We start from the raw sequence: 19,405 nt of genomic DNA, 5'->3' as shown, positions 1-19,405 counted from the left end.
CAGCGGGTCCAGTATCTCGCCAACCGGAAGCGGGGCTATCGCATTCATGCGTGTGTTATTCCGCTGCGATCTGAAGGTTGCTGCGCGACGCCATAAGTGGCTGGATGCGCTGGCCAAACTGATCGAGCCCGACGAGGAAGTCGTCGAACGTCAGCATGATGCCCTTCGTGCCTTCGACAGCCGCGGCCTCATCCAGCATCTTTGCGATGTTTTCATAAGAGCCGACCAACGTGCCCATGTTGAAGTTGACCGCACCCTCGGGCAGATTGATGTGGCGCGCGGTCGAGTTGTCGGCTGCCGACTGATCCTTGCTCCCCTGATCCGCCATCCAAGCGAGAGCCTCGACATCGGCACCCTCGCGGTAGCTTTCCCATTTTGCCTTCGCCAGTTCATCGGTCTCGTCAGCGATCACCATGAACAGCACATAGGCGCCGACATCGCGGCCGGTCCTGGCCGAGGCGTCAATCAATGGCTTGTTGTTCGGTGCATAGGCGGTCGGCGTGTTGATACCGCTCGCCATAACGAAATTGTAATCAGCATATTGGGCGGCGAACTCTACGCCGCGCGGGCTCTGACCGGCCGCGACGATGTCGATCTTGTTCGCCGGCATGGGCTGCATCTTGCAGTCCTTCATGGTGAAATGCTTGCCTTCAAAGGTGCATTCCCCATTGGACCATAGGTCCTTCATGATCTGAACATATTCGCTCGAATAATCATAGCGATAGCCGAAATAGGCATCTCCCGGCCACATCCCCATCTGGTCATATTCAGCCATCTGCCAGCCCGAGACGATGTTGACGCCAAAGCGACCCGGCGCCACAGAATCGATAGTCGCGGCCATGCGGGCGACAATCGCCGGCGGCAAGGTGAGAACTGCGGTCGAGGCAAACAGCTTGATCTTGCTGGTGACGGCGGCAAGGCTTGCCATCAGGGTGAAGGATTCGAGATTGTGATCCCAGAACTCGGTTTTACCGCCAAACCCGCGCAGCTTGATCATCGATAGGGCGAAATCCAGCCCGTATTTTTCCGCCTTTTGCACCACCTGCTTGTTGAGTTCGAAGCTCGGCTTGTACTGCGGCGCATTGGTCGAAATGAGCCAGCCATTGTTGCCGATCGGAATGAAGACGCCGATATCCATGAGGAGGTTCCCCTTGTTCTAGTTGGTGGACGCGAATTCAGTATGTACGAACTAATGCAAAATTTCGAAAAGCTGTCCAGAGAGAAAATGTCCTAAATTTATGCGTGCTCAATCATTAGGCAGCATGCCGCCTGGCACGCGTCGGACTGCCGCGAAATTGAACGCAGAAATCCCCGCGCAGGCTGAGGCCAGCCGCACGCGAGGCAAGTTTTAAGTCTTGGGAAGACGAGGGGTCGCTGTCAGTTACCGGCGCGGAGCGTCGTTGTGTAAGTGAAGCGATCGGCCGGCAGAATCTGGAAGGCGTATTCGATCAGGCGCCGGCCGGAGCCGTAATATCGGCGCGTGACCTGGAGCGCGAGATCACCGGCCTGGCAACCGATCTGCTCTGCAATTTCAGCCGTCAGCGACACCGGCTTGATATCCTGCTGGATCTCATGGATCTTCTCGCCGGTATATTCCTCGATCAGGTGAAAGATCGCCGTTTTCGCCACATCGACGTCGCGAACAGCAGCCGCAAAGCGCGCATCGACATAGACCTCATTCCAGGAGAAAGCCCTCTGTCGCGCAGCGGTATAACGGACGCCCCCAATATGAAAGAAGCGTCGCCCCGGACGGCAGCCAAGCTCGACAGCCAGCTTACCCTGGGCCGAGACCTCTTCCTTGAGGGAGATGACGAACTCCGTTTCCGCCGCCACCTCGAAAAGCTCGGAGCGAGAATGAGCGATAAAGTGCCGTCGCGAGATATCCGGACCCGCCTCAACACGGGTCCCAACACCCTTCTTTGCTGACAGTCTGCCGCCGGTGCGCATGGTGGCTATGGCCTGGCGCACAGTCTGACGGCTGACGCCGAGCGCCGCAGCAAGTTCATTTTCAGTCGGCAGGAGAGTCCCGACCGGAAACTCGCCCGTCCGGATGCGCGCCTCAAGATGATGGGCGACCTGCAAGTAGAGAGGCGCAGTCGCCAGCTCTGGCTTCCAGTCCGCACCCTCTGTTTCAGTATCAGTTATTGTGTCTAATGGTTGCGATGCGGTCATTTTTGTTTCCACCCCTGGCGCCCTATCAATCGGTTTTCTGAGAATGACGCAAACGAAATCCGCCTGGGCAAGAACCTGACTAACGGATGTTGCACCCGAAGGCGAAATCAATTAGTACGTACAAATACTAGAGATCGCTCCCCGCCAAGGCTCCCCTCCTGATGACCGACATCACGACCGCCGCGCCACGCCCCGCACGCGCATCCTCACTTTTGCAGACATTGACCGCGGCAACCCTGATCCAGATTGTGGCGACAGCAAGCGTGCTGGCCCTGACCGCAATCGCGCCCACAGTGGCCAGCGACCTTGGGATCGGCGCGCACTGGATCGGCTACCAGATCAGCCTCATATACGCCTCCGGCATGTTCTCGTCCGCAATTGCCGGAACACTGGTGCAACGCTTCGGACCCATCAAGATCGAGCAGGCGGCCCTCATCTGCTTCACGCTCGGATTTGTCGGCATTGCAACGGCCCTGGTGCCCGCGATCATTCTGGCGTCCCTTTTGATCGGGATCGGCTACGGACTGAACAATCCGGCATCCTCGGAGATGCTCAGCCGCATCACACCGCACAACAAGCGCAACATTGTCTTCTCCCTCAAACAGTCTGGCGTGCCCTTGGGCGGCATCCTGGCAAGCTTCGCCCTTCCCTTCCTGTCAACCCAGTTCGGCTGGCACGTTGCGCTTTTGATCGGCGCAGCCGCACCCTTGGCCATGATGGGTCTGCTTGCCGTCACACATGCCGCCGAACCCGTGGCTGGCCGCAAGCTGCCTTCACTGCGCAAGGGCGTCGCCGAAGAACAGTCGATCATCTGGAAGAGCCGCAAGCTCAGGGTTCTGAGCGGAATCGGGTTTGCCTACTCCGCCATGCAGCTCTCCGTTTCCGCCTTCGCAGTCGTCGCCTTGGTGCATGATGCAGGCTGGTCGCTTCTTGCAGCCGGTACGGTTGCGGCGGCCACACAGCTCGGCGGCGCCTTCGGGCGGATCTTCTGGGGTGCGGTTGCCGACCGGATTGGCGGCGGCCTGCTGACGCTTGGCCTCCTCGGCCTTCTCAGCGGGTCAGGTTTTGCCGGCCTCTACTGGCTTGCCGACCTGCCGACATGGCTACAGGCGGCGCTGTTCATCGCACTCGGTTGCGTTTCCATCGGTTGGAATGGCGTGCTCTTGGCAGAAGTGGCGCATAATGCGCCGGAGTCCCGCGTCGGCGCGATCACCGGAGCCGCCCTCGTCTACACCTTTATCGGCGTGATCGTCGGCCCTTCCACCTTCGCAGCCATCTACGCCCTGACCGGTGACTACGGAACCAGCTTCCTCTGCTTTTCTGCCTTCGGCTTTGGCGGCATGATCGCCGCTTGGCGCGCTCAGTTGGCGCATCGATAAGCTGCACTCATCTGACAATATGTACATACATATAGTCCTGCATCACGCGTGCGCGATGCGGGACTTTGTCATTTCAGCTGTCGATTGCCTTCGCTCGTGCAGCATTGACTAATTGGCATTCATCAACATCTGCGGGTTTTTCGCAATTGCCGCTTTTGTGTGCAGAGCAAAAAAATAGGCAAAAGCCGTTGACGTCGTTTCGTTTATGTACGTACATTGCATTTAGCGGACACCGTAAAAGCCGCACAACAATGCGCCTCCGACAAGGAGGGCCACGAAGGGGAATGTTAACGAATGCGCAAGCTCCTGCTCACCTCCCTCGTCTCCATCGCCGCGATGGCAGCGGCTTCCAGCCCGGGTCAAGCAGACCCTATGGCGGAAGCCAAGGCGATCATTGCCGAACATGAAAAGATGCCGGTCTTCGAGCCCCCAGGCGAAGCCTTCGACGCCAAGTCCTGCATGGCGGGCAAGAAGGTCCTGTCGATCCCGATCTCGATGACAATCCCTTTCAACGTCGAACTGCAGAAGGCGATGGCCAAGGCTGCCGCCGAAGTCGGCTTCACCTACACCACCTGGGACAACCAACTGAAGAGCGACCAGTGGATGCAGGGCGTATCGCAGGCAATCAGCCAGAAATACGACGTGCTCGATATTGCCGGTGGTCTGAACCCGGAATGGCTCGGTCCGCAACTGGCAGAGGCACGCGCGGCCGGCCTGAAGATCACCACCACCCATTTTTACGATGTGACCCAGGAGCAGCATTCGAGCGTCGACTATTCCGGATCCGTCGATTACACCGGCGCCGGCAAGCTTCTGGCAGCCTGGGCCTATGCCAAGACCGAGGGCAAGCCCAACGTGCTGATCATCGGCTCTTCCGACGTCCTGCCATCGATTCCGTTCGTCAAGTCCATCCAGGACCAGCTCAAGGCCCTGTGCCCGGACTGCGTCCAGAAACATCTCGACGTACCGGTCTCTGAATGGGCCACCAAGATCCAGCCCGGCGTCCAGTCGGCAGTTCTGGCTGATCCAGGCATCAATTTCATTCTGCCCATCTACGATTCCATGTCGCAATTCGTCATCCCGGCACTGCGCATCACGGGTAGCGAAGGCGCCGTGAAAGTCGCCAGCTATAACGGAACTCCCTTCGTGCTCGACATGGTTCGGGAAGGCCAGGTGCAGATGGACATCGGCGAAAGTCTTGGCTGGTCGGGCTATGCGGCCGTGGACAACATCATGCGCATGCTGTGCGGCCTGCCATCGGTCAAGAAGCTGAACTCGCCGCTGCTGGTCTTCGACGAGCGGAACATCGAGACAGCCGGCGTGCCCGCCACTTTCGACGACGGCTATGGCGACGCCCATCTCGAAGGGTTCCGCAAGCTCTGGAAGCTGAACTAGTCCTCATCGACGACAGGAGCCTGCAATGTCCGACAATGCCGTGCTTCAGATGACCGACATCCGCATGCGGTTCGGCAGCCACTACGCGCTCAAGGGCGTATCGCTGTCGATCCGACGCGGCGAGGTGTTCGGGCTCCTCGGCCAGAACGGATCCGGCAAGTCCACCATGATCAAGGTGCTTGCCGGCTTCCACCAGCCTGAAGAAGGCAGCAAGGTCGTGCTTTGGGGCCAGGAAATGGCCCTGCCGCTGGACCAGATGGACATCAAGAAGCGAGGGGTCGCCTTCGTCCACCAGCATCTCGGCCTCATTCCGTCGCTGAGCGTGGTCGAGAACATGCGGGTTACGGCACTTGGGCGGAGAAATCCCTGGCTCGTCTCCTGGAAGAAGGAGGCCGAGCATGTGGCAAAACTCTTCGCCGAGTTTGACCTCACGATCGACCCCTTCGCCATCGTTGCCGACCTTCCCCCGGTGGAGCGAGCCTTCGTGGCCATCGTCAGGGCGTTCGATGATCTCAAGTCCTCGGATGCCGGCTATGGAGGTGAAGGCATACTCGTGCTCGACGAGCCGACGCCCTTCCTGCCAGCCGAAGATGTCCAACGCATGTTTGCCCTCATCCGCTCAATTGTGAAAACCGGCGCGTCGGTAGTCATCGTCACCCACGACATCGATGAGGTGCTCGACATCACCGATCGGGTGGCCGTCCTGCGCGACGGCGAACTCGTGAGCGTGCTCGATACCCGCAACGCAGAACGCCAGACCATCCTCGATACCATCGTCGGCAGCCGCATCGACGCCTTTGCCAAGGCGCGGCGAACCGAAGCCCGGCCGGCCGCAATTTCCATCCGTGGCGCGACCGACGGGACCAGCCAACCATTTGACCTCGACATCGCCGAAGGCGAGACCGTCGGCGTTACCGGCTTGATCGGCTCAGGCTTCGCAGCCCTGCCTTACCTGATCTATGGGGCACGCAAGGGTTTCGGACAGCTGACCGTCCAGGGAAAGACAATCAACCTCAGCAGTATCACGCCTGCGCGCGCCCAGAGCCTCGGCATCGCTCTTCTACCGGGTGATCGGCTCGGGGCAGCCGGGATCGGGAGCCTTTCCGTCGCTGACAATATCACTTTGCCAGTGCTGGATGCGCATATGCGCCCCTATGGCCTCGATCGCCGAAGCATGGATCGGGAAGCTGCACGCCTTTCGCAGGTCTATGACATCCGCCCGCCGCGTCCGGACATGATGCTTGGCGCATTGTCAGGCGGAAATCAGCAGAAGGTGTTGCTGGCGAAATGGCTGCAGATCAAGCCAAAGTTGCTGATGCTCGATGAACCCACCCAGGGCGTCGACTTCGGCGCGCGCCAGCAAATCTTCAAGGCGCTCGACCGCGCCACTGCGGAGGGCACATCCATACTTTGCGCTTCCACGGACAATGAACAGCTCGAACAGATCTGCGATCGCGTCATCGTATTCTCGAAGGGCCGACCGGTCGCGGAGCTGAAGGGTGGGGAAATCACCCGCAAGGCCATCACGGAAGCCTGTTTCTACTCGCAAACCCCGCATGCGGAGGCCGCAGAATGACGACCACCAACCTGACAGCAGACGCCGAAGCGCCGGCCCGCCGCCCATCGATTAACCTCAAGCGCGAAGGCGAACGCTTCGCGCTCGTGGCGGCCTGGCTGCTGCTGATCGTCATCTTCGGAATCCTCATGCCGGAATCCTTTCTGAGCTGGCGCAACTTCTCCACCATGTTCGGCTCTCAGGCGGTTCTGGTTGTGCTGACACTTGCCATCATCCTGCCGCTCACATCAGGCGACTTCGACCTCTCCGGTGCATCGATCCTCACCATGAGCTCGATGCTGATCGCAGTTCTCAACGTCAAGCATGGCTGGCCCATCGGGCCGGTCATTCTTGTGGCGCTGCTATCGGGCGCCGTCATTGGCGCGGTCAATGCGTTCTTCGTCCTCTATTTCCGCATTCACTCCCTGATCGTGACGCTTGGCGTCGGCACCTTTGCCAACGGAATGATCCTTTGGCTCAGCCAGTCACAGACCATTTCCGGCGTCTCCATGACCCTGGTCGAATGGGTGATCATCAACCGGCTCTTCGGCATTCCACTCGCCTTCTTCTACGCACTGATCCTCGCAGCCGTGATCTGGTACGCGCTTGAGTTCACCATTCCAGGCCGCAAGTTGCTCTTCGTCGGTCGCGGTCGTGAAGTGGCGCGCCTTAATGGCATCAATGTCGATCGGGTCCGAGCCATGTCCTTCATTCTCTCAGGCCTCATCGCGGCACTCTCAGGTGTGTTTTATTCCGGCATGACCGGATCGGCCGACCCGCTTTCTGGCCTCAATCTGCTGCTGCCGGCCTTTGCTGCCGCGTTCCTCGGCGCAACGACCATTTCGCCGGGACGCTTCAACTCCTTCGGTGCGATCATCAGCGTCTACTTCCTTGTCACCGGCATCACGGGCCTCACCATGCTCGGCGCCCAGGCCTATGTGCAGAACCTGTTCTATGGCGGCGCCCTGGTCATCGCGGTGTCTCTCAGTCAGCTGGTCCGCAATCGCCAACCGCAGGACTTCAGCTGATGGACGACGCGACCGCTCAGACCCTGACTGTGAAACACCTAGCCCAAACCTATCTCGGTCGATCAGCGACCGAGGCAGAACTGTCCGCCATGACCCAGGAAATGGCGCGCGATGCACAGTGGATCGCTCCGCATGCCTATGGTCGCGGCGGCGCGCTGTTCATGCTGGAACCCGCAAGCTTCTATGCACTTCTCAATGCGGAGGCAGGCCGATGAGCATCCTGGATCCGGCAACGATTGCCGAGGCGGCCAGCCTCATCCAGTCCGGCAAAGTCTCCTCCGTTGACCTCACCCTTGCCGCACTCGATCGGGCCGAAGAAAGCCAGTCGCGCCTCAACGCCTTTATCACCGTGGATCGGGAGGATGCGCTGATATCCGCCCGTGCCGCCGACCGGGCGCTTGCCGAAGGGCGAGCCGTCGGACCGCTGCACGGCGTGCCGCTCGCCCACAAGGACATGTACGACCATGCCGGCAAGGTCACCGGCTGCGGCTCGAAGATCCGCGCGGATCACGTGGCAGCCAAGAATGCATCCGTGATTGAGCGGCTGGAGGCTGCCGGCACATTTACGATCGGCCGGCTGAATATGTCGGAATTCGCCATGGGTCCGACGGGGCACAACCATCATCACGGCCGAGCGATCAACCCGCTCGATTCTGACCGCATCACCGGCGGCTCGTCCAGCGGATCAGGCGCTGCCGTTGGCGGCGGTGTCGTGCTGGCAGCCCTCGGCTCAGATACGGGCGGCTCCATCCGCCTTCCGGCCGCCTGCTGTGGTGTCGTCGGCATCAAGCCGACGCAAGGTCGCGTACCACGGACTGGCGTCATGCCGCTTTCCTTTTCGCAGGATTGTGTTGGCCCGCTAACCCGGACCGTCGATGACGCCTTTACGATCCTCCGGCTGATCAGCGGACCGGACGGGAAAGACCTGACCTGTGTCGACGCTCCACTGAAACCCCTCAGCGAAGACATCTCGGCACTGCGCATCGGTCTGGGCGGGGGGATGTTTGCCGATCGTCTGACCAAAGAGGTCGAGGGCGCGATGCAAGAGACCGCACGGGCGCTCGCACCGCATGTCCTCTCGATTGCGGACACATCCATGCCCGACCTCGGAGGGATTGCAGAGCTCGCCAATGTTGTCGCCATGAGCGAGGCTGGAGCCGTTCACTTCGACGGGATGCGCGAGCGGCCAGAGGATTTTGGCCCGCAACTTCGGTCGCGCCTGGCCCAGGCCATCGCTGTGCCGGCACCGATCTATCTCCGTGCTTTGCAGATCCGCGCTCGACTGACGGCCGATTTCCTCGAAATGGCCTTTGCCAACTGCGATGCGATCCTCGTCCCTGCCATGCCCTTCCTCCCGCCGCTCGACAGCGAGGTAAATGTCGGAGCCGGCTCGACCATGACCACGGTGATTTCGGGCATGACGGCATTCACCCGTCCATTTTCATTCCTTGGCTTGCCGGTGGTGACACTGCCAGTCGCAAACTGCGATGGCCTGCCGGTCGCTATACAGGTTGTAGCCCGCCCCTGGCGCGAGGACATTGCAGCCTCGGTCGCACGAAAGCTCGAAACTGTGCTGGCCCTCGGCCGCTTCCATCCCCGCCCATCCATCCGCCCGGCCGCGTGAAAACCGCACCGGCCCAGAGAGGAGACGATCCATGAATGCCATGCCGACAATCGCCGGAGACGAGGCAACTTCCGCAGTCAGCCAAGCCGAGTTTCGCAACGCCATGTCCCGAGTGGGTGCTGCCGTCAACATCGTGACCACTGACGGGCCGGGCGGCAAGGCGGGCTTTGCAGCCTCTGCCGTCTGCAGCGTGACGGATACACCGCCCACCTTGCTTGTCTGCCTCAACCGCTCAAGCTCCGTCTTCGAGACTTTTGAGACGAACAAGATGCTGTGCGTCAACACCCTTGCCGGCAATCACGAGCAGCTATCCGCCCTTTTCGGCGGCAAGACCCCGGTAGAAGAACGTTTTGCCGCCGCAAGCTGGAGACGTGGCGCCACCGGCGCGCCCATCCTTACCGACGCGGTCGTGTCCTTCGACTGCGTCGTCAGCGACAGTGTCGACGTCGGAACCCACAAGGTTCTGTTCTGCAGGGTCCTGGAAATCCATGAAGACGGTAGGGATGAAGCGTTGATCTACTACCAGCGTGGCTATCACCGCGTCGGTCAGATGGCGTCGGCCAGCTAACGCAGACCCGACCAAGTCTCAAGCGGAGCTGCGACCTTCATCCCGCCTCCATCCCACCGACGATTGCAGAGATTCGAACAGCCGGGCCGCAGAGAACCTGTGGCCCGGCTTTCGCTGTTCGAGACAGCCCCCGTAATCTGACAAGGTACCTCATCGTAACAATTGCGGTGGCTCTATTGGTTAACAGCGTATAACTTCGAAACAAAAATTTTTATTTAAGTATATTCTCTCAGATTATACGTATTTCATCCATAGTATCGAACCAATATTTCAGATCGACGCTGTATTCTTCGAACAACACTCGGAGAAGAAGCGATGCTCAAGAAGAAAAAGAACATTGTCGCAGCCTCGACCCTTGCCCTCGCAACCTTCTTTGTGCCGGGCGCACAGGCCGCCCCCGCACCGACGGGCGCACTCGTTTTCCACTCCTCCATTGCCCAAGCTCTGCTGCTCGGGCTCAATCCGCTCAGTCCTTCCATCTCGGAAGCTTTCTCGCAACGGATCGCCAAAGGCTGGCAGAACACGCGCCAGATTGTCGAAACCCAGGCATTGCAGATGCAGACGGTCGCCTTGGCTGCGCCCGTCGATGGCGGTGTATTGACCGGCGCGATCGCCGCCAAGTCTCCGACCACACCTCGACGCACCACCCAGGCCGATGGCGTCTTCGGTTCCGTCGCCATTCCCTTCAAAAAGCTCGGCGCACTCAAAAAGGCTGCCTCGACCTTTGGGGAGATTGCCAAGGGCACTGCGCTGAACTGCAAGGGCCGGACCTGTACCGATTTGGGAACCTTGGTTCATCGCACAAGCGATGGCGGGGCGAAGGCATCGGTGCGCGATACGCTCAATCTCGTCAACGCCGAGGTCAACCGGAAGATCGAGTATCGCAAGGACCTCGATGTGCATGGACGACTGGATCAGTGGTCCTCCCCATCGCAGACGCTGGCCCGAGGAACGGGCGACTGTGAAGACTATGCGCTCCTGAAGATGGCGATGCTGGCCGAGAAGGGCATCGCGCTTGAGGACATGACCGTGGTCATCCTCTACGACAAGAAGCGACACTTCTATCACGCCATCCTCTCGGTGGAGGTCGGCGGCAACAACTACATTCTCGACAATATGCGAAATCAGGTTCTGGCCGACCGGCAATTGCCCGATTATCAGCCACTCTTCTCGATCTCAAACGGGCGTGGATTCTTGCACGGCATACGCAAGGGCGCTGGCAAGGCGCTGGCGATGAAGAGTCTTGACAGCATTGCCCCTGGCGAAGGCGGCGAACTGTGATCGCATCGCGTGCCTGAAGGTCGTTCACCTTCAACTATCAGCGATCACCGCACGACATAGCCGATCACCATAGGCTTTCGATGATTGGGCGCCATGGCCAGATTGATCTGGCCGGTCAGCTGCTTTCCCGCACAGCTTGCGGTAAATCCCGTCGTCACCATCTTGCTTTTGGTCGCAAGGCTTTCAATCGCATCCTCCACCTGCATGTCGAGCACGAAGCGGAAACCTGCCGAAAGCTGCGCGACATTGCCAAGCGCCAGCCGCTGCTTCAGCAGTGTAACGAAAGGCTCATTGAACAGCTGGATCTTCTTGTCGCGCGTCAACACAATGACGGGCGAAGGACAGGCCTGCACAAGCGCATTCAGGTTCTCTGTCGAATAGGCGTTTTCGACCGCCGCCAGCCTGCGCCACATCCAGCGAAAGGCAACCACGCGAAGTGTCGATGCAAGATTGCTTCCATCACCCACCTGCGTTGCGGCCTGTTCGACCACGTCAGAGATCGAGTGCCGGGAACCCGATAGCAGCGAGGTCAGCCCGTCCCAGTAGATCGTTTCCAGGCGGATACCACGCCTGGCACCGCCCTTGCCGATAATCGCCCGGAACTTCGGCTCGGCGTCACCTTCCTGAAGTTCTGGAAGCGGCTGGTTCGCCGGTTCCCCCTGATCGATCTGAAACGGGTGCCGCTCGACGATCGACATGGACCTACCGCTCGGTCAGCGCAACGGATTGCGCCTTGTTGATCGGCTTCAACAGATAGCTGAGGATGGTCTTTCGACCCGTCATGATTTCGGCAGACGCGACCATGCCTGGGATGATCGGATAGGACTTGCCATTCCGCTGCAGCTCCGACCGATCCGTCTTGACCTGCACAATGTAGAAGGTCTCGCCCTTCTCCTTGTCGACGATGCTGTCGGCGGAGACATTGGTCACCTCGCCTTCCAATCCGCCGAAGATAGAGAAATCATAAGCCGTAACCTTGACGATCGCCTTTTGACCCCGTCGGACGAAGGCGACGTCCCTCGGCGAAATCTTCGCCTCGATCAGCAATGTATCTGCCGTCGGAACGATCCCTGCAATTACCGTACCCGGATCGACATAGGCGCCGATCGTGTTGACTTCGAGCGTATTGACGATGCCATCGACCGGCGAGCGGATATCGGTCCGGCTCACACGGTCGGAGGCACCGCGAATGGTCTCGTCGATAACGGAAAGCTCAGACAGGGTCAGCGCCTTCTCCGTCAGCGCCTGCTGCTTCAACTGCAGCAGGAGTTCATCCACCTGCAGGCGCGCCTCTTCGACGGCACCGCGCAGGCGCTCCAGGCTTTCCTGATAGACGGTGATCTGGCCGCGCTGGTCGGTCAGCTCGCGCTCCAGCGTGATTACTTCCGTCTGGGCGACCAGGCCCTTCTTGGCAAGCGGGCTCATGAGGTCGTACTGGCGCGTCGCCTGGGTGATGTTCTGCTCAAGCCTTGCGATATTGGCATGCGCCTCGCTAAGCTCGTTCTCGCGCTGGCGCACACGCTCCTTCAGAACACCGGCCTTGTTTTCGTAGGCCGCCTTGTTGGCCGCAAACAGCCGCGCTTCGTTCTCGCAAACGCGGCTCGCGACAGACTTCACCTCATCCGGGCAGAGAAATGCGCCATCATAGGCACCGACCTCCTCCAGCTCCAGGCGGGCGACCTTGGCACCAAGCGCTCTTGCCTTTGCCACAGCTTCGCCGAGCGAAGATTCCGTCGTCGTATTGTTCAGCTGCACGATCAGCTCTCCCTTGCGAACGACCTGCCCGAGTTGCACGGCAATCGTCTGAACGATACCCGCCTCGGAAGACTGCACGATCTGGGTCTTCGAAACCGGAATGACCTTGCCTTCGCCACGCGAGATTTCGTCGATCTCGGCGATCGCCGCCCAGGCCACAAATATGGCGATGAAGGCGCCAACCAGACCGACAATGATCCGCGCCATGAATGGCGGTGTATCGACAACCGCGCGGCTCACGTCTTGATCCCCTTGTTCTGCATGGCCTCGATGACAGACTTTTTCGGTCCGTCCGCCACAACCCGGCCCTTGTCGAGCACGATCAGACGGTCGCAGAGATCGAGCATCGAGAACCGATGGGTCGCGATCAGCAGTGTCGTGTTGCGATCGAAGGCGGTCGACAGACGGTTGAGCAGATGGCGCTCGCTGGCCAGATCCATCGCGCCCGAGGGCTCGTCGAGGAAGACGATCTTAGGCTTGGTCAACAGCAAACGCGCAATCGTCAGCGCCTGTTTCTGGCCGTTCGACAGATTGTTGCCTCGTTCACCGACTGGCATGTCGAAACCGCGCGGGTGGCGCGAGACGAACTCCTCCACCCCGGTCATGCGGGCAACCTCGAGCAATTCCTCATCCGTCGCATCGGCCCGGCCGATCAGCAGGTTTTCCTTGACCGTCCCCGAGAACAGGTCGGACGACTGGCCAGCCACGGCAACCGAGGCCCGGACTTCCGACATATGGTACTGCCGAATATCGACGCCGTCGATCAGGATACGGCCTTCTGTCGGCACGAAGAGGCCATCGAGCAAGCGGCCAAGCGTCGTCTTGCCAGATCCGATGCGCCCGATGATCCCGACACGTTCGCCCGGCGCCACGGTCAGCGACAATTTGCTGATCACCGGCTGATCGGAACCCGGATATTGGAAGGTCACGTCCTGGAAGGAGAACCCACCATTCTTGATCTCGCGGTTGACGAAACCCACGGTCGACGGACGATCCTCGGGCTGATCCATCACCTGGTCGAGGATCCTCAGCGACATCGTCGCCTGGCGGAAACGAGCGAGCGTCATGGCAATCTGGCCAAGCGGCGCACCGGCACGTCCGGCCAGCATGACAGTCGCGACGATCGCGCCCATGGCAAGTCTGCCCTCGGAGAACTCGTAGGTTCCGGCAATCACGATCAATACGCCAACCAGCTGCTGCACCAGTGCTGTCAGGTTGATGGCATTGGTAGAGATGTGCTTGATCTCCTCGCTGGTCCGGCTCGAATGCTTCATCAGCTCCTGCCAGCGGCGCAGCATGGTCGCTTCTGCGCGGAGGCTCTTCAGCGTCTCGATCGTCGAGATCGTTTCCACCAGCAACGACTGCCTCTTCGAGGCCTCGTTCGCGGCGGCCGCCATGCGATGGCCGATCTTCGCCTGGGCATGCAGGCCGATTGCAATCGACAGGATCAGCGCCACAGCCGGAATGATCGCCAGCCATCCAGAGATCAGATAGATCACGAGAAGGAAGATGAAGAGAAAAGCCGTGTCGATGACGAGACCGATGGTGTTCGATGTGAAGAATTCGCGCACGAACTCGTATTGCATCACGCGGTTGGCATACTCCCCCGTCGACAGAGGACGAGAGGCAAGCGTGGTGTTGAGCACCTTGTCGAAGATCATCTGCGACAAGCGCAAATCAGCGTTGCGGCCGGCGTGATCGATGAGCGATGACCGGGCTGTCTTCAAGAGGAAGTCGAAGAGATAGGCGACCATGATGCCGATGGCCAGCACCCAGAGCGTCGGGAACGCCTTGTTCGGCAGCACCCGGTCATAGACATTCATGGTGAATAGCGGTGACGCGAGCGCGATGATGTTGATAAAAAGCGCGGCGATTACCACCCGCAGATAGGTGCGCCAGTAAGGCATCAGCGCGCGCAGAAGCCAGTGACGCTTCTCGATCTTCTCCGCTTCACCGAGGAGAGCCTCCTCGCCGTCATTGCGATAGAAAAGCGTGAAGCCGAAGGCGAATTGTGGCTTCAGCGCCGCCAGTTCGGCGCGGCTCAGCCTCAGTGCCTGCGAACCGTCTCGCAGATCGAGCGTGTAGACGCCCTCTTCACTTACTTCGAGAAGGGGGAGCGTTCCGCCGTCTTCCAGCGCAACAATCGCAGGACAGTCGAAATCACCCTCGCGAATGGCACGCTGGCTGATTTTGACAACCTGCAGGCCAATGCGCTCGGCGACATGTTCCACGTCGTCCACCTCCAGCGACTCGACGATTTCGTCGGGCAGTCCGGAAAACAGAACAGTGTCGGAGGTGGGCCGCCCGTAGTATGCGGCGACAGCCTTGAAGGATCCACGAAAGCTAAGGCGGGCACGAGTGCCCGCCGGGTCGATCAATGAGTTTAACATTTCATCCTATCGGATGGACGGTTACTGAAGCGGCGCCAGGAGGTCCATCGGAACGCCCGCCTTTTGCCGCGGATCCCGCTTGGTGTAAGCCCCGTCGGGCGTCGCCTTCACGGAAAATTCGTTGCGCGCATAAGCCTCGGACTGACCGACTGGCTTCAGGTTCATCGACTTCAACAGCGAGCCGGATGCAGCCAGGATCTTGTACTCGGCGAAGAGGGCAGCAAAGCGGGCCGTTTCAGCAACGATGCCCGTGTTGAAGCGGGTGTTCTGCGCATCGAGCACATCGAGCAGCGAGCGCTGGCCGATCTTGAACTGCTCGCCATAGGACGAGACGAGCTTGGCATTCTGCGACGACTGCGAACCGAGGATCTGCGAAAGTTCGCCACGGCTGCTACGCTCGTTCCAGGCAGAGCGGATCGATTCCTCGATTTCGCGGTGGACCTGGTCCGAGGCGAAGCGCTGCTCGCTGGCACGGCGGATCTGTTCCTGCTCGCGGGCCTGGTCGATGCCGCCGCGATAGAGATTCCAGCGGGCGACGACACGCACCTGCACGTCATTGGTATTGCCCTGGCTTGAGCCGACATCGTTGCCGACGCTGGCGCGGCCCTCGAGATCGACCGTCGGCGCATAGTTGGAGCGGGCGCCGCGAACGGCAGCATCCGCCGCATCAATGTCAGCGCGTGCTGCATAAATCCGCGGATTGTTGGTCTTCGCCGTTGCGATCGCATCCTGCAGCGAGCGCGGAATGTACTTGCCGAGCGACGGCGGCATCTTCGCATTGGTGATCGGCTCACCAACCGTCTTCAGGAAGCGGATCTTTGTCATCTCCAGCTCTTCCTGCGCTTCACGCAGGCGGGCACGGGCAGCATCGAGACGCTCGCGGCCCTGGAGAGCGTCGACATCCGTCAGCGCGCCGCCGGAAATTCCCTGCTTGATATCGCCGAGAATACCGCCGTGGAAATCGACGTTCTGCTTGGCGATGCCGACAATCTTCGACTGCAGGATATATTCGAGATAATCCTGAACCACCTGGAGGGCCACCGTTTCAGACCGGTCCAGAACGCGGAAAGAGGCACTGTCCACGCGCGAGGCCTGCTGGTCCAACTGCGCCCGACGACCACCGCCATCGAGCAGACGCTGGGTCACGGTCAACCCGACTTCAGCGTTGGAAAAGGTCTCGTAGTCGCTGGTCAGCGTACCCGTGCTGTCATTCGACAGACGGCGACGGCCGGCGCTGGCTTCAAGATCGACCGACGGCATGTAGAGGCCGCGCGCCTGGCGCAGTTCAAACTCGACCGCCTCGCGGTTTTCCACCGCCTGCGAGATCTGCGGATTGGTGGTCAGCGCCTTCTGTACCGCTTCCTGCAGCGACATCGCGCTGGCCGGCGTCAGGGACAAGATGGAAAGAGCCGCCGAGGTATACAAGGCCGCGAACAATGTCTTCTTTGTAAACAATTTAGTGCCCCTGCCCAAATCTAATTCAGCGTTCTTATATACCGGTCGCCTCGTGACTGGAAAGTGTTATCCCGGTGTCGAAAAGATGCACCCAATTTTGATCTGTCAAAACTAATTGGAAAAATTCACTCAGACTCGTGAAAATTTGTACCTGCAATTGGAAGCTCAAGAGCCTGCATTGCCTTATCAAACCAGGAATCGCGATTCCTTTTCCTTGGGCTTCCCATTAACCCTGCAAGCGTCTTTGCCATTTCAGCACACAGATGACACCGGTTTCCGACCGCCCTGTCGCCATTTGGCAACACCTTTCCGTCAGCGACAATGAACACGCTCGCTGGGTGATAAAAATCACAAAGGCGATTCTTCGCCGGACCTTGCAAGGACACGGAAGCCTTCCATCTGCGACAAAGAAAAAGGGCCCCGCGAAGGGCCCTTTTCTTGTTTGCCAGGATGGATCCGGTCAGCCGTGGACGTCCGGATTGACCGTGACCGAATGCGTGTCGTCGAACAGGACCTTGACGCTTGTGGTGTGGTTTTCAAGGACCACGACATCCTTCCAGCCACTGTCGCCCATGTCGACGCTGAGCGTGGTGTCGGTGCCGTCGGTGCTCAGCTTCACATGCGATGCAGCATCGGCTTCGCTTCTCTGCTCGCCGAGCAGCGTATCGAGAAGGGCGGAGACGTCGAGGACGTCGCCTTCCGAAAGGCTGTAATCGGTGATCACGTCGGCCACGTCGAGCTCATGCAGAGCCGTCTCGTCGAAGACGAAGGTGTCGGCGCCGGCACCGCCGGTCATCATCACCTGGCCCATGCCGCCATGCAGAACGTCATTGCCATCGGTGCCTGTGACGATCAGCGGATCAGACAGATCCGACCCGAAGATCGTGTCGAAGCCAACTTCCAGGAAGTCGCCTTCCGAGCCATCGAGGAAGGTGAACGAACCTTCCGAGAAGACCGTCTGGCCATCCTCGACACCACCGGTATTGTCGGTGGTGAGCGAAATGCTGGCAACACCATGATCCGAGAGGCTCGAAAGCTCGCCCTGATCGCTCACACCATCATTGTCGGCATCGACCCAGACCTGCAGCTTCGCAAAGGCCTGATCATTCGCATCGATCTTGCCATCGCCATTGCTGTCAAGCGAAGCGAGAGCCGCCACACCGCTGGCAAACGTCTCGCCCTTGAAGTCAGGCGTGAAGATCTCCGAGCCGTTGTCGATTAGGCCGTTGCCATCAACGTCATAGGCCAGGATGCCATCGTCGCTTGTCCAGGCGATCTGGTCCTTGTGGCCATCGGCATTGATGTCGAAGGTGACACCATCACCGATCGACGAGAGGGCAAAGCCGTTCTTGTCGAGGTCGAGGATGATGGGGTCGGCGGCGCTGTGGATCAGAACGTCATTGAAGTTGCTGATCGCGGTACCCTGAAGGGCGACGAACGTATGATTTGCGCCCGCGGTGGCACCACCCTGCTGATATACAAAGGTGTAGGTGACACCGGAAATCACGGCCTGGAATGCGACCGTCGCGCCTGCGACACCCAGATTGTTACTCTTTAAGTAATCCAGTGCCATCCCGACCTCCACCAGGGAGTCAATGTTCCTCGCTTGAGAGAACGTGTTCTGGTCGTCGAACCGGACGATCCCGTTCGAAATCGAGTGTGACTCGAACCTCGTTCCATCAGTGCTGTAGTCAGAGTTAAAACCGTTCGTGCCGGCAGTATTTGCTGCCGCAACTCCAGAAACAGGCAGCTTCAATTTGTCAACGCCGACCACAAAGTCGGTAATGACATCATAGCCTGTAACACCATTGATCAGACCACCCGGCATCGAAACTGACCCCTGAGAGTCGGAGCTGGCGAAGCTGAATGCATCAGCATCTGAGCCACCCGTAAGGGTATCAGACCCGCTGCCCCCATAAAGCGTATCCCGCCCAGTTCCGCCAACGAGTGTGTCGTTGCCATCCTGACCAAACAGCGTGTCATCTGCGTTCCCGCCGTAGATCGTGTCAGCGTTATTTTGCCCATACAGGATATCGTCGCCTGCAAGCACCGGAGCACCTTCTCCAGCAGATGGCAGAGTGTTGTCGCTGCCTGTCCCGCCAATGATGTTGAACGTCTCGTTATACGATCCACCCCTGGCATCCGTCACCTTCACTTCTATTGCGTAGGCCGCATTGTTGGCGATCGCACCGGTCGTGAACACCTCGCCGGACGCGTTCACGGTCACGCCCGCACCCGTTACCAACTCATAGGTGTAGCCACCGGTATTGTCCGGATCCGTGACAGAGAGCGAAGCAATCTTGGTGTTTGCCGAGGGGAAGCTTGATCCCGGATCTACGGCGTTCCAGATGATGTCGGTGGGCGTCAGGTTCGGTGGGCGGGTGTCAATGGCGTAGTTCGCGGATTGGGTCGCACTCGCGTTCGCATTGCCGGCGAGGTCGAAAACGGAGCCGCTTGCGAGGGTGATCACATTGGTCGCATCGTTCAGGTTCGCTGTCGGTGTAAACGTTGCAGTCCAAGTCTTTCCGTCCGACGACGATACCGGCGAGAGATTGCCTCCCTGAATATTCAGATCAGCGTTTGAGAAACCGGTAACCTTTTCGCTGAACGTGATCGTGACAAGCGAGGTCTCCCCCTGCGTCAAGTTGACATCGGCAAAGGAAATAGTTGCCGTAGGGGGAGCCGTGTCAACGGCCTGAACAAACGCCGCCGCCGTGTTCTGGTTTGCTGCCGCATCCGTGGCAACGCCTGCTGCAACGCCAACCGTCAGGTTGCCGGTGAAGCCGGAGTCTGGCGTCACAAC

Annotated in this window: 15 protein-coding genes; 8 read left to right on the top strand and 7 right to left on the bottom strand. The window is 59.6% G+C overall.

Annotated elements, in window-relative coordinates:
- Positions 1 to 55 precede the first annotated feature (55 nt).
- Positions 56 to 1,138 (bottom strand): pyrimidine utilization protein A, encoded by a 1,083-nt coding sequence (gene rutA, locus IP76_RS18060; RefSeq protein ID WP_054159634.1) that lies wholly within the window; start codon positions 1,136 to 1,138, stop codon positions 56 to 58.
- 239 nt (positions 1,139 to 1,377) lie between these two features.
- Entirely contained in the window at positions 1,378 to 2,172 is a 795-nt protein-coding gene (locus IP76_RS18055; protein ID WP_082352603.1) for a GntR family transcriptional regulator, read from the bottom strand.
- A gap of 161 nt (positions 2,173 to 2,333) precedes the next feature.
- Here IP76_RS18055 and IP76_RS18050 point away from each other — a divergent pair, with 161 nt between their 5' ends.
- The 8 genes from IP76_RS18050 (at position 2,334) to IP76_RS18015 (ending at position 11,002) form a co-directional block, all read left to right on the top strand.
- Positions 2,334 to 3,551 carry an MFS transporter gene (locus IP76_RS18050; RefSeq protein ID WP_054159632.1) on the top strand — a complete coding sequence of 406 codons (1,218 nt, stop codon included), beginning with the start codon at positions 2,334 to 2,336 and terminating at the stop codon, positions 3,549 to 3,551.
- Positions 3,552 to 3,845: 294 nt separating this feature from the next.
- Positions 3,846 to 4,946 carry a sugar ABC transporter substrate-binding protein gene (locus IP76_RS18045; protein ID WP_054159631.1) on the top strand — a complete coding sequence of 367 codons (1,101 nt, stop codon included), beginning with the start codon at positions 3,846 to 3,848 and terminating at the stop codon, positions 4,944 to 4,946.
- A 25-nt stretch (positions 4,947 to 4,971) separates the two neighbouring features.
- Positions 4,972 to 6,522, top strand: a complete 1,551-nt coding sequence (locus tag IP76_RS18040; RefSeq protein ID WP_054159630.1) for a sugar ABC transporter ATP-binding protein — start codon at positions 4,972 to 4,974, stop codon at positions 6,520 to 6,522.
- Entirely contained in the window at positions 6,519 to 7,529 is a 1,011-nt protein-coding gene (locus IP76_RS18035; protein ID WP_054159629.1) for an ABC transporter permease, read from the top strand. Before IP76_RS18040 ends, IP76_RS18035 begins: the two co-directional genes overlap by 4 nt.
- Positions 7,529 to 7,744: a hypothetical protein gene (locus tag IP76_RS23365; RefSeq protein ID WP_054159628.1), complete on the top strand. Its 216-nt coding sequence runs from the start codon at positions 7,529 to 7,531 to the stop codon at positions 7,742 to 7,744. Before IP76_RS18035 ends, IP76_RS23365 begins: the two co-directional genes overlap by 1 nt.
- The gene (locus IP76_RS18025) at positions 7,741 to 9,153 is read left to right on the top strand and encodes an amidase (RefSeq protein WP_054159627.1); all 1,413 of its coding nucleotides are present in this window, start codon (positions 7,741 to 7,743) and stop codon (positions 9,151 to 9,153) included. Before IP76_RS23365 ends, IP76_RS18025 begins: the two co-directional genes overlap by 4 nt.
- A 31-nt stretch (positions 9,154 to 9,184) precedes the next feature.
- Positions 9,185 to 9,721: an NADH-dependent FMN reductase RutF gene (gene rutF / locus IP76_RS18020; RefSeq protein ID WP_156318633.1), complete on the top strand. Its 537-nt coding sequence runs from the start codon at positions 9,185 to 9,187 to the stop codon at positions 9,719 to 9,721.
- Positions 9,722 to 10,036: 315 nt separating this feature from the next.
- Positions 10,037 to 11,002 (top strand): transglutaminase-like cysteine peptidase, encoded by a 966-nt coding sequence (locus IP76_RS18015; protein ID WP_054159626.1) that lies wholly within the window; start codon positions 10,037 to 10,039, stop codon positions 11,000 to 11,002.
- 44 nt (positions 11,003 to 11,046) lie between these two features.
- On the opposite strand, the gene IP76_RS18010 is transcribed toward IP76_RS18015, so the two are convergent.
- From IP76_RS18010 to IP76_RS17990, 5 genes are all read right to left on the bottom strand, one after another.
- A complete protein-coding gene (locus IP76_RS18010; RefSeq protein ID WP_054159625.1) occupies positions 11,047 to 11,700 on the bottom strand; it encodes a ribbon-helix-helix domain-containing protein in 654 nt (217 codons plus the stop codon).
- Positions 11,701 to 11,704: 4 nt separating this feature from the next.
- Positions 11,705 to 12,964, bottom strand: coding sequence for an HlyD family type I secretion periplasmic adaptor subunit (locus IP76_RS18005; RefSeq protein ID WP_054159644.1), 1,260 nt, complete (start codon positions 12,962 to 12,964; stop codon positions 11,705 to 11,707).
- 29 nt (positions 12,965 to 12,993) lie between these two features.
- Positions 12,994 to 15,147, bottom strand: a complete 2,154-nt coding sequence (locus IP76_RS18000; protein ID WP_054159624.1) for a type I secretion system permease/ATPase — start codon at positions 15,145 to 15,147, stop codon at positions 12,994 to 12,996.
- Positions 15,148 to 15,168: 21 nt separating this feature from the next.
- Positions 15,169 to 16,602, bottom strand: a complete 1,434-nt coding sequence (locus IP76_RS17995; protein ID WP_245281505.1) for a TolC family outer membrane protein — start codon at positions 16,600 to 16,602, stop codon at positions 15,169 to 15,171.
- Positions 16,603 to 17,062: 460 nt separating this feature from the next.
- Positions 17,063 to 19,405 (bottom strand): Ig-like domain-containing protein (locus IP76_RS17990; RefSeq protein WP_156318632.1); only part of this gene is annotated, 2,343 nt, incomplete at its 5' end.

It is taken from the genome of Rhizobium sp. AAP43 (assembly GCF_001296045.1).
In the GTDB taxonomy this organism is placed as follows: domain Bacteria; phylum Pseudomonadota; class Alphaproteobacteria; order Rhizobiales; family Rhizobiaceae; genus Allorhizobium.
Note: the sequence above shows the minus strand (reverse complement) of the source record. Positions and strands in the feature narration are given on the sequence as shown.

Coding starts and splice junctions, on each gene's coding strand:
- rutF (WP_156318633.1), top strand. CDS start 9,185: ATGAATGCCATGCCGACAATCGCCGGAGACGAGGCAACTTCCGCAGTC.
- IP76_RS18005 (WP_054159644.1), bottom strand. CDS start 12,964: ATGGCGCGGATCATTGTCGGTCTGGTTGGCGCCTTCATCGCCATATTT.
- IP76_RS18015 (WP_054159626.1), top strand. CDS start 10,037: ATGCTCAAGAAGAAAAAGAACATTGTCGCAGCCTCGACCCTTGCCCTC.
- IP76_RS18025 (WP_054159627.1), top strand. CDS start 7,741: ATGAGCATCCTGGATCCGGCAACGATTGCCGAGGCGGCCAGCCTCATC.
- IP76_RS18000 (WP_054159624.1), bottom strand. CDS start 15,147: ATGTTAAACTCATTGATCGACCCGGCGGGCACTCGTGCCCGCCTTAGC.
- rutA (WP_054159634.1), bottom strand. CDS start 1,138: ATGGATATCGGCGTCTTCATTCCGATCGGCAACAATGGCTGGCTCATT.
- IP76_RS18045 (WP_054159631.1), top strand. CDS start 3,846: ATGCGCAAGCTCCTGCTCACCTCCCTCGTCTCCATCGCCGCGATGGCA.
- IP76_RS18040 (WP_054159630.1), top strand. CDS start 4,972: ATGTCCGACAATGCCGTGCTTCAGATGACCGACATCCGCATGCGGTTC.
- IP76_RS18035 (WP_054159629.1), top strand. CDS start 6,519: ATGACGACCACCAACCTGACAGCAGACGCCGAAGCGCCGGCCCGCCGC.
- IP76_RS23365 (WP_054159628.1), top strand. CDS start 7,529: ATGGACGACGCGACCGCTCAGACCCTGACTGTGAAACACCTAGCCCAA.
- IP76_RS18050 (WP_054159632.1), top strand. CDS start 2,334: ATGACCGACATCACGACCGCCGCGCCACGCCCCGCACGCGCATCCTCA.
- IP76_RS18055 (WP_082352603.1), bottom strand. CDS start 2,172: ATGACCGCATCGCAACCATTAGACACAATAACTGATACTGAAACAGAG.
- IP76_RS18010 (WP_054159625.1), bottom strand. CDS start 11,700: ATGTCGATCGTCGAGCGGCACCCGTTTCAGATCGATCAGGGGGAACCG.